Raw genomic sequence first — 12,596 nt, 5'->3', positions numbered from 1 at the left:
TTTGTCAACCATAAATTGGCTGCCTTCACTTAATTAATCAATATCTGTCTGGTATGTGGGGATCATCGGCATCAGAACAATGCCGCATCTTGAATTTTTCACTTAACATCTTTATGCCCGTCATTATAACACACTTTACAGCCATTAATTATTAAGATAGAATAAACTTTACCGACAAAGGCATTATAAATCGTGACAGGTTATAAAACACGCATTTCAAGGAGGAGCCATGAGCACAGTAGGCATAGTTTGCGAATACAATCCATTTCACAAGGGACACGAATATCAGATACAGCAGGCGAAGCTTCTAACTGGTGCCGAACATGTCATATGCTTTATGAGCGGCAATTTTCTTCAGAGAGGCGTTCCTGCCATAGCAGATAAGCACACAAGAACCGAGATCGCTTTGAGATGCGGTGTAGACGCTGTGTTCGAGATTCCATTTGTATACGCATCATCAAGTGCCAGAGACTATGCACATGCCGCAGTCTGCATGATGAACGCTCTTGATGGCATAGACTATATCTCATTCGGCGCAGAATGTGATGACATTGATCTTCTGCAAAAAATTGCCGAACTCACCGTCAATGAACCGCCACAGGTATCGGAATCCATAAAAAAATCCGTATCTTCGGGCATCTCATATGGATCAGCCAGAGCAGCCGCCATCTCCGAGTATCTGCAGAACCAGAACCTTACCGGTTATACCAGCGCTGATCTTGACCGTATCCTGGCAAGCCCGAACAACATTCTGGCCATAGAGTATATTGCTACTCTTATACAGACAGACTCCAGGATCAAAACTGTCCCGATCAGAAGGATCTTATCAGAATACAACAGCACTGCCACCGACAACGACATCTGTTCGGCCTCAGCCATACGTGAGCTACTCCGGTCAAGTGATGTTGAAAGCTTAAGGCGCCACATTCCTGACAGTTGCTACAACATCCTGCAAAACGCGTACAGAAAGTCATTTCCGATGTTCGACGACGACCTGTCTCATCTCCTGTCAGCACGAAGGATACTTGCTCCGTGCACGGATGACATCGTTGACATGGATAGAGATCTCTGCAACCGTCTCTCCAGGCTTGACACAAATCTATCCTTTACTGAGACCGCAACAGCACTTAAATGCAGGAATTATACTCTCACGCACATTCAGAGAGGTCTGCTGCACACCATCACAGACCTGAGATGTGATGACTATTCCCATTTTAAAGAAAACGGCTGGATAGCCTACATCAAGCTTCTTGGACTAAAAAAAGATGCAGGTGCCGTGATAAAAAGCATGAAAAAGGCTTCGCAGGTACCGATCATAACCCGTTCAGCCGAGATATACAAAAATACAGATTCCACAGGTCTGTCCATGTTCTCATACGACATAAAAGCCGCAGACATATACAGAAACATGGTATACAACAAATACAAAATCAGTATAAAGACCGATTTTGAACAACCTGTCATAGTTATATGACATATTCTTATTTATCATATTTGCTCTATAAAATGAATACAATTGGCATATGAAGAACGTATGTTATATAATTCTAACAGCTTCAATTATAATATTTGCATGTTTAAATTCAGACATCATCAGATCCGGATGCACCCAGGGGTTACAGCTATGGTACTCATCCATTGTGCCTATTCTGCTCCCCTTTATGCTGCTGACCGGTGTTATAACCAGCTTTCTCAGATCGATACAGGTATCAAAATGCTGCGCATATGCGATCATCTTTATAATAGGCCTGCTATGCGGTTTTCCCACAGGCACGATCATCATAGCTTTCTTTTACCGAAAGAGGATCATCTCTGAAAACGTATGTCAGAGCCTACTCCCGATGTGCAACAATATAAGTCCGATGTTTCTTTACAATTACATATACAGGGATCATTTGATGGAATATATATCGTTTGCACGGCTGATCGAGGCTGTATATCTTCCACAGATCATTTATACTGTAATAGCGCTTACTCTGTCATGTATGTCATCCCACCGCTCCAGCACTTCCACGGAGCTGCTTACTGCCGCAACAGTCCAGGTATCATCAGACAACCAGAGCCCCAATTCAGGGAATCCAGAAAATACGTATTCTGACATAATAAGCAGCTCGGTACACAATATAACTGTGATCGGTGTGTACATGGTCATATTTGCCATTGCAGGAAATCTTATGTGCAGATACTTTTCAGGCGATGCATGCACCATCATATCCGCATATCTGGAGATAGGCAGCGGTGTTCCAATATTATACGGCATGGATATTTCCACAAAAATAAAGACAGCCCTCATTCTCTCACTCACTGCCTTTGGAGGGCTATCAGCCTTGTTCCAAAGCCGTGATATGATAAGAATATCCAGGCTGTCATTCATAAAATACACAACAGGGAAAACAGTATGTGCCTTCCTGTGTTTCATTTTCTATATGATGTTTCTGTAAATACATCCTGTATCATCTGGCGTGATTACTCGTCGAGGAACTCCTCATCATCCTCATCCTCGTCGTCATATTCATCATCATCCTCGTCATCATAATCCTCATCGTCAGAGTCGTCTGATGAATACTCTGTCTTGCCGTATACATTGTAATCTGTGTTGTCATCATCAGCAAATGCTGAATCGTCAGCACTTGGCTGTACCTGCTCAGGAACGCCATTGATCTGAGCTATGCTTGAATCAAGCTCTGCCATATTGTCAGCAACTCTTGCCGCATTGTCCTCAAGAGACTTAATGAGATTCTCATAGTTTGCTCTCTCTGCCTGAAGTGTTGCATTTATATACTGGCTGATCTCTGTGAGCTTGTCCTTTGAATAGTACATAGAACCTGCTCTGACTTCCCTGGCATCTGCATTCGCCTCAGCGATGATCTGTTCAGCCTGACTTCTCGCCATGTCTGTTATCTCATTCGCTCTGATGTTGGCAAGCTCAACTATCTGGCTCTGATCAACCAGTCTGTTTGCCTCTGCAACAGACTCTGTGATGATAGAATCAGCTCTCGCTCTTGCATCTGCAAGTATAGCCTCCTTGTTTCTCATGATCTTCTTACATCTCTCTATCTCATTAGGCAGCTTGAGCTTGAGTTCGCCCACCATCTGCTCCAGATCTTCCTTTGGTACAATAATCTTACTGGATGACAATGGCTGATACTTACAATTGTCAATAAATATCTCTATCTCACTGATCATCTCTTCAATACCTTTTCTTGCCATGTTTTTCTCCTCCTAATAATCTATCCAAAAATTCTTCCTTCGTCTGTCAGTCTCTGTCTGTCGAATATCGGTCTCTCAATGTATCCCTGATCTCCTCCGGGATAAAATCATGTACATCCACACCAAAGCTCGCATATTCCTTGACCACGCTTGAGCTAAGGTACGAATACTCAATACTGGTTGCAAGAAAAACCGTGTCAATATCCGGGGCAACTTTCCTGTTGCTCTGGGCAATCTGTAATTCATACTCAAAATCCGACACAGCCCGAAGGCCTCTCACTATGACCTTCACGTCGTTCTGTCTTGCAAAATCCACCAGCAGTCCTCCAAAACCCATAACTTTCACGTTCGGGATATCTGAGACTACATTCTTTAACATATTAACACGTTCTTCCAAAGAAAACAATGGAGATTTTGCGGTATTATTGAGCACCCCGACTATAAGCTCATCAAACATTTCCGCAGATCTCTTAATTATATCCAGGTGGCCAAGTGTCACCGGATCAAAACTTCCCGGATAAATAGCTCTACTCATCTTCCAGTCTCCTATATATAAATGTATGTTTATTGGTCTTATATTTCTTCGTCTTATAAAGCTCCAGTCCCAGATCATCAAGATAATCAAAATCCGTGTCAAGATCCGACTCCACAATGACCATTGTGTCATCATCCATCAGAGGTGAACCTGCAAGCCTTTCAAGCACAGCCTTTTCCAAAAGCTTTCCATATGGAGGATCCATAAATATTACATCGAATGCCTTCCCCTGTCTCCCCAGCATCCCCACTGCCTGAACAGCATCCGCTGACAATACCTGCGCCCTGTCGGCAAGCTTTGTAAACGCAAGGTTTTTATTGATACACTCCACTGCCTTTCTGCTGTTCTCAACAAATACTGCCATGTCTGCCCCACGGCTGAGCGCCTCTATTCCAATAGCTCCACTTCCGCTGAACACATCAAGGAACCGACATCCCGGAATATCATTTGAGAGCATATTAAACAAGGTTTCTTTTATCCTGTCCGTTGTCGGTCTGGTATCCATCGAATCAACCGTCACCAACTTCAGACTTCTTGCACTACCGGCAATAACCCTCATATTAATCTCCTATCTATATGTACTGTTTATTGTAAACGTTCTCCGCCAGACATTCTTATACCATGCCTTCTGCGAAATTACAAGAAGAGCTTCCAATCTTCACTCTATTTTCCCATTATTCTGTCTCTCACGTATTTTCCGGTATCCGACAGATCTCCATCGGAAAAGCTGCCCGTGGCTGTTGAATCAGACTTTATAAGTGCCGATGTCTCATTCTTGTTACACAGACTCCATGATGAATAGCTGAGATTATTCTCGTTTATAAGCTCGAACCACTCGTCAGATGAATCGTAATCAATACCTCCATTGCCCGATGCATCGCACAGGCTGAACTCACTCACAAATACAGGAAGTCCGTTGTCCAGAGCCGTCTTAACCTTATTTCTCAGGTCATCCTTGTGGGTAGCCGCATAAAAATGCACTGCGTACATGATGTTGTCATAACCGGTTATCGGATCCTGTGACGCAATATCGACATCCTGGCTCCAGTTTGGAGTTCCCACGATTATCAGAGCATCTTTGTCGTTTGCCCTGATGACCGGTATTATAGTCTCGGCATACGACTTGACACTGCTCCACTGGGTTCCACCATTCGGCTCGTTGCAGATCTCATATATGACATTCTCCTGTGCAGCATATTTCTTAGATACCTTGTCAAAGAATTCTTTTGCATCATCTATATGATTATTCGGATCACTGTCGCTTAGTATGTGCCAGTCAACTATGACATACATGCCAAGCTCAGTCGCTGCACTAACTCCTTTGTCGACAAGAGCAAGTATCTCGTCCTTATCTCCGCCACTGCAGTATCCGTAGCTGTCTCCTGTATCCGTATACATCGCAAGTCTTATAAGATTTGCACCCCAGTCATCCCGCAGAGTCTCAAAGGCTTCCTTATTCACATAATCAGGGAACCATGTGATTCCATGGGTGCTGACACCCTTAAGCTGATATTTGTCTCCATTCATGTCCACTATATCCGTTCCTTTTACCGAAAGTTTTCCATGTGTTTCAAATGGGATCTCTCCCGGAACATTTGTATTGTTTTTCTTCTCAGTGGCAGCGGATTCTGTATTTTTCCCGCCTCCGCTTGTTTCATTGCTGTCGGTCTTCTCAGGCGCTGAAGCTACCATCTTAAGACCATCTCCGCTGTACTGTGTGTCATTTACATACAGCACGTATTTCTCAACGTCGAGGTCATCTGAAGAGAAATTATATCCGAGGTTGATACTGCCCTTAGCCGGTATCTCCTGGGTGTAATCCACGGCCTTTATTGACACTGTTTTGCCTGATATCTTGTACTCTCCGCCCCATATCTGATCTACAGCCGGAGTTCCCTTATATGTAATCTCAAGCTTCCAGTCCTTTGCAGACGCAGATGTGTTGTTATATATGTTGATGCTCTCTGTAGCACACTTTTTGCCATCTGCCTCCCACGTTGTATCATGTCCTATCTCAGCATAGAAATCGTCTGCAATATCCAAGGATTGGTCATCCTGTTTTTCTGACGACTCAGTTGTATCGCCCGTATTGTCAGCACTTTTCACTTCTTCTGTGCCTGCAGAAGTCTCCTGCAGCGTTTCTTTCTTAACGGAATCACCTTTCTTTCCCGAAGCGATCACATATCCCATAACCGCTATAATTATCAGCAAAACGCCAATAATTATTCCCATAACTATCGTTTTCTTATTTTTCATGGTATACCCCCTTTTTTTTATTTATAATACAGGCATAGTGTACAGCCTGTCATCTCCTTTGTTTATCAGTTTCGCATCTATCTCCTGTCCATAGCGGTCGTATACGTCCTGCGCCGCCCTAAGCATGTCAGCATGATTGTATATATCCCCAACCTTGAACATCAGCTCCCCGCTCTGTCTTATTCCAAAGAAATCGCCCGGGCCCCTCATCTTGAGATCCTCACCGGCTATATAGAAGCCGTCATTTGACTTCTCCAGAACATTCAGTCTCTCCATAGTATCCTTGTCCTTTTTTCCGCTCATGAAAATGCAGTACGACTGGAGATTTCCTCTTCCTACACGTCCCCTGAGCTGATGGAGCTGCGCAAGGCCAAAACGTTCTGCATTCTCCACCATCATAACTGTGGCATTTGGATTGTTTATTCCAACCTCTATGACCGTAGTTGAGACAAGAATGCTTATCTTACCATCCGCAAAGTCCTGGAGTATCCTGTTCTTTTCCTCCGCCTTCATCTTACCGTGCAAACATACCACCGAAGTGTCAGCGCCATATCCATCCCTGATGGACTTCTTCAGCTCCTCCGTATACTCGGTCACATTTGCAACATCGTCCAGAACTTCGCTGGCCTCCACCATCGGGCAGACTATATATATCTGATGCCCCTGTGAGACCTCCTTCATGATAAAGCCGAGAGCCGTCTTCCTGTAGCTCTCATCCACAACGCAGTTCTTGATCGGGATTCTTCCCGCCGGGAGCTCATCTATAACTGAAATGTCAAGATCGCCATACATGATGATCGCAAGGGTTCTCGGAATAGGTGTGGCACTCATAACAAGCGTGTGCGGAGCTTCTCCCTTTGACGCAAGTCTCTCGCGCTGCTTTACACCGAATCTGTGCTGCTCATCAGTTACAACAAGCGCCAGTCTTCCATACTCCACCTTGTCCTGTATGAGGGCATGTGTTCCGACCACAACCTGCACATCCATATTCTTGATACGGCTGTACATCTCTCTTTTCTCTTTCGCTGTCATGGAACCAGTCAGAAGTCCCACAGATATTCCGTATGGCTCAAACAGTGAACTGAGCTCCTTGTAATGCTGAACCGCCAGAACCTCAGTCGGTGCCATGATCACTCCCTGATAGCCACTTGCAGCCACTGCGTATAATCCGGCTGCTGCAACTATGGTTTTTCCTGATCCGACATCCCCCTGAACCAGCCTGTTCATGACATGTTCAGAGCGCATATCGTCAAGCATATCACGCACCGCATTCATTTGCGCCCCGGTAAGCCTGAACCTCAAGTTCTCAATAAACGTCCTGACCTTCTCATCACAGTTTATTATACATGTATTTTCTGCATACACATTGTCGTCTTTTATCCTGTGAAGGTTTGATATAAAGCTGTAAAATTCATCAAATGCCATCCTCTTCACAGCCCCCTTGAGCTTCTGCTCATCCTGAGGAAAATGAATCGAGTGGATAGCCTTTTGTATACCCATAATATGGTACTCATCAAGCACATTGTCATGCAGGTAATCCTCAAGCCTGTCTATGGCTTCCTCTGCGCCTCTCACAGCCTTCTGTATGGTCTTTGAGGTTATACCGGGCGTTACCGTGTACACCGGCTGCCAAACATGCGTAAGTTCGCCGTATTTATCATCAGTGTAGTATTCCGGCTGCGTCATGGTCATCATACCGCCCTTATAAGCCACATTTCCTACAAACACAAACTCCTGACCTATATGAAAGAAATTACGCAAAAAAGGACAATTAAACCAGGTAAGTTTAATTGTCCCAGAGAAATCCTTTGCGTACAATATTACTATGGTCAGTCCATGTACTTTTCTGACCTCCGCACGGCTGTTCACAACAGCCCTCACGGACTGCCTGCTTCCCGCCTGCAGATCTGATATATCCACCGGATCCTCATAGGTGACATATGTCCTGGGGTAATTGAGAAGCAGATCGTTCACCGTCTCTATCCCAAGCCGGGCAAATGCCGACGCAGTCTTGTCACCTATGCCTTTTATTGTCTTTATGGAGTCATTCAATTCCATACATACACCTCTTCACAACGGATCTCACAGATACACAGAAAGTTATTCCACAGATACTATATAATAGTATATCGGCTGTCCGCCATAGTAGCACTGCACATCAACGTCCGGATATGCCTCCTCCACTCTGCCAGCAAGCTTCTGCGCATCCTCCTCAGACACATCAGCACCATTATATATGCTTATAACCTCTGAATCCTCATCGACCGCATCTGCGATCAGTTCAAATGTTACATTCTCTATATCATTTCCAACACTGACAAGCCCCTTATCGCCGATACCCATGATATCGCCCTCCTTGATGGCCTTTCCATCGATCGAGGTATCTCTTACGGAATAAGTTACCTGTCCGCTTTTGACATTCTTGACAGCCGACTTCATGGCAGATCTGTTCTCGTCCACATCGACTGTACTGTCGAATGCGATCATGGCGCTTATGCCCTGAGGAGCATTCGCGGTTGGAATCACAATTATATTCTTATCTTCACACAGAGTTGCAGCCTGATTAGCCGCAAGAACAACATTCTTATTGTTCGGGAGTATAAATATATTCTCGGCATTCACATCATCGATCGCATTGAGCATATCCTCAGTGCTTGGATTCATGGTCTGTCCGCCTTCTATAACACGGTCTGCTCCAAGCTCTTCAAAAAGAGTCTTGAGACCATCACCCATGGATACCGTAATAAATCCATACTTCTTACGAGGCTCCTTATGCTCCTGCTTTCTGTGCTGTCTCTCTTCCTCCTGCTTCTCGGCCTCATCGCGCTCTGCCTGACCGATAACACGCTCATGATGCTCTATCCTCATGTTGTCTATCTTCATATTAGTAAGGTAGCCAAGTGTAAGACCCTTTTCAAATGCCTGACCAGGATGGTTGGTATGCACATGTATCTTAACTATATCATCAAGAGATACACATACTATCGAGTCACCTATAGACTCGAGGAAGCTCTTCAGATCATCCTCCTCAGCCTCGCCATATGACTTCTCAAGATTGATAATAAACTCTGTACAATATCCAAACTTTATATCCGCTGTGGATATGGAATCGTTGCCTGCGCCTGTGGATGTTCTTGCCACATTCACTGTTCCTGTGTTCTTGCTGAGTTCAACTGTAACTCTGCCCATGAGACAGTCGACAGCACCCTTGAGCACCACCATGAGTCCCTGTCCACCTGAATCGACCACGCCGGCTTCCTTCAAAACCGGAAGCATCTCAGGAGTGGAATCAAGAACGGCATCTCCATATTCAATAACCTCGTCACAGAACTGTGCAAGGGACATATCTGCATCAGCACACTCCCTTGCCTTGGACGCCACGCCCTTGGCAACTGTGAGAATCGTTCCCTCCTTAGGCTTCATGACAGCCTTATATGCAGTCTCCACAGCCTTCTGAAAAGCATCTGCTATAACGTGAACATCTATGGTCCTTGCGTCCTGCACTTTCTTGCTGAATCCTCTCAAAAGCTGTGACAAAATTACACCTGAGTTACCTCTGGCGCCTCTGAGCGAACCTGTGGACATGGCCTTTGCTATGGACTTCATATCATCAGGTGCCGCCTCAACCTCCTTCACTGCAGACAGGATTGTCAGCGTCATATTAGTTCCTGTATCTCCGTCAGGCACAGGGAACACATTAAGTTCATTGATATATTCCTTGTTCTTATCAAGATTATTGGCACCGGCAATAAATGCTTTCTTCAGTGCAAGCGCATCAATCGTATTACTCACTTTACTCTATCCTCCAAACTAATCAAGTACTTTAACATCTTCAACATAGACATTGATATGGCTGACCTTAAACGACGTAAAATCCTCTACCTTGTACTTTACCGACTGCATAAGATTGTCTGTGACAGCCTTTATACTAACGCCATAAGCAACAACTATGTGCAGCTCAATGACTATATCACCATTCTCATCAAAACGTACATTTACACCCTTAGAAACATTGTCTCTGCGGAGCTGCTTTACAATTCCGTCCTTGACACTGACTATTCCCATTCCTACTATTCCAAAACAGTCAAGGGCTGTAAGTCCTGCAACCTGTGCAACAACACTCTCATCTATACTTACTTTACCGTTATCGCTATTAATATATTCCTTCATACACGACTCCTTTCTAACAAAGTCACCAGTGTTCATCATATCTACCGACTTATAAACACAATTACTCATCAATTATAGCATAAATCTAATTTTATTCTATAGTATTTCTTCATTTCCAATAAAAAATAAATATTTTGCTTGCATATGGAAAAATAATCTGCTATTATATGTCTTGTTGTGAACTTAGGAAGAAAGTTAGTTTATTCATTGAAGGAGGTGCTATTATGGCAAAATGTTCAATTTGTGATAAAGGTGCTCATTTCGGTATCAAAGTGAGCCACTCTCATAGAAGAGCAAACAAGATGTGGAAGTCAAATGTTAAGTCTGTTAAGGCTGTAGTTGATGGTACACCAAAGAAGATCTATGTTTGTACATCTTGCTTAAGATCTGGTAAGGTCGAGCGTGCATAATATTTGCATAATATCACCGATTCAGTTCTGGTATAAATAAGAGTGATGGTCCTCAAGGATCATCACTCTTATTTTTTTATCTGCAGGAGAATATATAAGATAACAGCAATAATATAACGATTATGAGAAATTCCACAAATCCACTTATGAAATATCCTATAACCACTCCCACCGCTGTGAAAAAAAACGCAAATCCTGTGAATTTTTTCCAGATAAAAAATCACCACCATAATGATTTATTATCATTATATGTGGTGACTTTTTAATAATGCATTTCCCAACGCACTGAATCTTACTTATATTATATATTTTGATATTTATTATTCTGTGACAGATTTCTCTGACTGTGCGACATCATTTATCGCCTTGTCAACATTCTTCTCTTCCTCTGTCTTGTCCTTCTTGAACAGACCCACGACCTTATCTACGACCTCTGGGGCCATGTCTATGATCTTTGTTACGGCATCCTGGTTCTTGAGATTTACAAGTCTCGTATTTCCTCCTGAGACGACAAGAACAGCAGACGGGCTCATCTTTGCTCCGATTCCTCCGGCAGCTTTGTTGCCGTCCTGCTTATTGAACGCTCCGGCAGCCATACCAAAATTGACATCTACAAGAGGAATAATGATCGTGTCACCGACATACACAGGCTCTCCCACCACCGATTTCGATGATATAAAGCCATCCATTCCCTTAAACATAGAACCAAGTGTTCCCTCAATATTCATATTTGCCATATCAATTTCCTCCTGATATCTTTTTAAATCGAGCAATAGTTATCTTGACATTCTTGTTCCAGATCACCTTCAGCGCGCTCCAGCCGATTGTTCCAAGTCTTATCCTGCCCTTCATGAACAGGTCTCCCTCCAGCCGGGCTTCAGAGAAATCCGGTGTTATATCTATATTATCATAGTATAGCGGGAAAAGCAGGCTCATATACCCCAGGCGCTCACCTGTTGTTGCCGGGTCATCCGCACCATATATGATCTGCCCCTTAAGCTTTGTGGGCTTAAGATGCTTTAACACCTTTATCAGTTCAACCTTGAAAACTCTCATGGCTTCCTTTGTTCTGACATTGTGTACAAGCTTAGTATAGCCATCTTTTTTCTTTTTCAGACTGGCAAACTTCTCTGACAGATCTTTGAACTTCGATACAACCGCCTTTGCCATACTGTCTATCCTTCTGCCCAGCCTGATGAGCGGCCCCGGTACGGGTTCCTCAAATTCGCTGTCCTCAAGAAGAAACTGCCTGTCCTCCGGCTCCACCGATGGATAGTCTTCATATCCCGGACTGTCAGAAGCCTCTTCCTCTGTCTCAGCCCGACTGTATTCCCCGGGTTCAGAATATACCTCTTCTTCCGGCTCCGGTATGGCACTTTTTTCGCTGCCCATGATGGTTCCGCCAAACAGCCTCAGCCTGTACCGAAGGCCGTCCGAATCATACAAAACCTTAAAACACAGGACAAAACCAAGCCATCTGGCAGAGAACTTCGCAAATATGTCATCATCCTTCTTCACATACGCCCTATATCTCACCGGCGCAAACAATACGAGAAGTGCAAGAAGCACTACCAGTCCCACCAGCGACAGGATAACTATGAGCAGTATCTTCAATATCAACCAAACAATATGCATGCTCCATCCCCTTAGACCCAGAGACTATCTGGTCACGATGCAAAAAATCTCTCCACATCAACATCCCCGGTCTTCTTATATATATCATCTATTATATCCCTGACAAGCAGTACAGCCTGGAATCTGCTTGGAGCTGCACCGACAATATGTATAGCATCGCCCATGTCAGTGTAGATCTTCTGCCTGAGTTCATTCAACTCATATATCTCAAGAATCCCATCTCCAAACAACGGAAGTGTGATAACGAACACTCCAGGCACATATTTTACTCTGTGGAAGCGCCTTATTCCTCTGACCATCCTTATGATCTGCCGGTCCCGGGCTCCACCAACATAAAACTTATCATCAATGACCATATTCAATCACCTGTAATAAACAGT

Annotated in this window: 13 protein-coding genes; 2 read left to right on the top strand and 11 right to left on the bottom strand. The window is 44.0% G+C overall.

Translation table 11 applies throughout. From position 1 onward, the window contains the following. Positions 1-229: 229 nt before the first annotated feature. The gene (locus DXB91_RS08665; protein ID WP_117549011.1) at positions 230-1,474 is read left to right on the top strand and encodes a tRNA(Met) cytidine acetate ligase; all 1,245 of its coding nucleotides are present in this window, start codon (positions 230-232) and stop codon (positions 1,472-1,474) included. 480 nt (positions 1,475-1,954) lie between these two features. Here the strand turns inward: DXB91_RS08665 and DXB91_RS14020 are convergent, their stop codons facing one another. The 8 genes from DXB91_RS14020 to DXB91_RS08620 all read right to left on the bottom strand — a co-directional run bounded on the left by DXB91_RS14020 (position 1,955) and on the right by DXB91_RS08620 (position 10,171). Continuing rightward, a complete protein-coding gene (locus DXB91_RS14020; RefSeq protein ID WP_133300870.1) occupies positions 1,955-2,260 on the bottom strand; it encodes a hypothetical protein in 306 nt (101 codons plus the stop codon). Positions 2,261-2,466: 206 nt separating this feature from the next. Beyond that, positions 2,467-3,210, bottom strand: a complete 744-nt coding sequence (locus DXB91_RS08650; protein WP_117549013.1) for a hypothetical protein — start codon at positions 3,208-3,210, stop codon at positions 2,467-2,469. 46 nt (positions 3,211-3,256) lie between these two features. Continuing rightward, positions 3,257-3,745: a pantetheine-phosphate adenylyltransferase gene (gene coaD, locus DXB91_RS08645; protein ID WP_117549014.1), complete on the bottom strand. Its 489-nt coding sequence runs from the start codon at positions 3,743-3,745 to the stop codon at positions 3,257-3,259. Continuing rightward, the gene (gene rsmD / locus DXB91_RS08640) at positions 3,738-4,304 is read right to left on the bottom strand and encodes a 16S rRNA (guanine(966)-N(2))-methyltransferase RsmD (RefSeq protein WP_117874244.1); all 567 of its coding nucleotides are present in this window, start codon (positions 4,302-4,304) and stop codon (positions 3,738-3,740) included. Before rsmD ends, coaD begins: the two co-directional genes overlap by 8 nt. A gap of 104 nt (positions 4,305-4,408) precedes the next feature. Next, complete coding sequence (locus tag DXB91_RS08635) at positions 4,409-6,001, bottom strand: cellulase family glycosylhydrolase (RefSeq protein WP_118017547.1); 1,593 nt, start codon at positions 5,999-6,001, stop codon at positions 4,409-4,411. 21 nt (positions 6,002-6,022) lie between these two features. Then, the gene (gene recG, locus DXB91_RS08630; protein WP_118017545.1) at positions 6,023-8,059 is read right to left on the bottom strand and encodes an ATP-dependent DNA helicase RecG; all 2,037 of its coding nucleotides are present in this window, start codon (positions 8,057-8,059) and stop codon (positions 6,023-6,025) included. Positions 8,060-8,101: 42 nt separating this feature from the next. Next, positions 8,102-9,793 (bottom strand): DAK2 domain-containing protein, encoded by a 1,692-nt coding sequence (locus tag DXB91_RS08625; RefSeq protein ID WP_118017543.1) that lies wholly within the window; start codon positions 9,791-9,793, stop codon positions 8,102-8,104. Between the two features lie 18 nt (positions 9,794-9,811). Continuing rightward, positions 9,812-10,171, bottom strand: a complete 360-nt coding sequence (locus DXB91_RS08620; protein WP_015534873.1) for an Asp23/Gls24 family envelope stress response protein — start codon at positions 10,169-10,171, stop codon at positions 9,812-9,814. 224 nt (positions 10,172-10,395) lie between these two features. On the opposite strand from DXB91_RS08620, the gene rpmB reads away from it, so the two are divergent. Then, positions 10,396-10,581, top strand: coding sequence for a 50S ribosomal protein L28 (gene rpmB, locus DXB91_RS08615; RefSeq protein ID WP_015534872.1), 186 nt, complete (start codon positions 10,396-10,398; stop codon positions 10,579-10,581). Positions 10,582-10,901: 320 nt separating this feature from the next. Here the strand turns inward: rpmB and DXB91_RS08610 are convergent, their stop codons facing one another. Genes DXB91_RS08610 through DXB91_RS08600 form a run of 3 tightly spaced genes read right to left on the bottom strand, consistent with a single transcriptional unit; the run spans position 10,902 to position 12,572 of the window. Beyond that, entirely contained in the window at positions 10,902-11,318 is a 417-nt protein-coding gene (locus DXB91_RS08610) for a GerW family sporulation protein (RefSeq protein ID WP_118017541.1), read from the bottom strand. 1 nt (position 11,319) lies between these two features. Next, positions 11,320-12,216, bottom strand: coding sequence for a DUF2953 domain-containing protein (locus DXB91_RS08605; RefSeq protein ID WP_118017539.1), 897 nt, complete (start codon positions 12,214-12,216; stop codon positions 11,320-11,322). A 32-nt stretch (positions 12,217-12,248) separates the two neighbouring features. Next, a complete protein-coding gene (locus DXB91_RS08600; RefSeq protein WP_015534869.1) occupies positions 12,249-12,572 on the bottom strand; it encodes a hypothetical protein in 324 nt (107 codons plus the stop codon). Between the last annotated feature and the right edge of the window lie 24 nt (positions 12,573-12,596).

The organism is Coprococcus sp. OM06-34AC (genome assembly GCF_003462545.1).
Taxonomy (GTDB): domain Bacteria; phylum Bacillota; class Clostridia; order Lachnospirales; family Lachnospiraceae; genus Coprococcus; species Coprococcus aceti.
The sequence above is the reverse complement of the archived record's forward strand: the minus strand, read 5'-3'. Positions and strand labels throughout refer to the sequence as shown.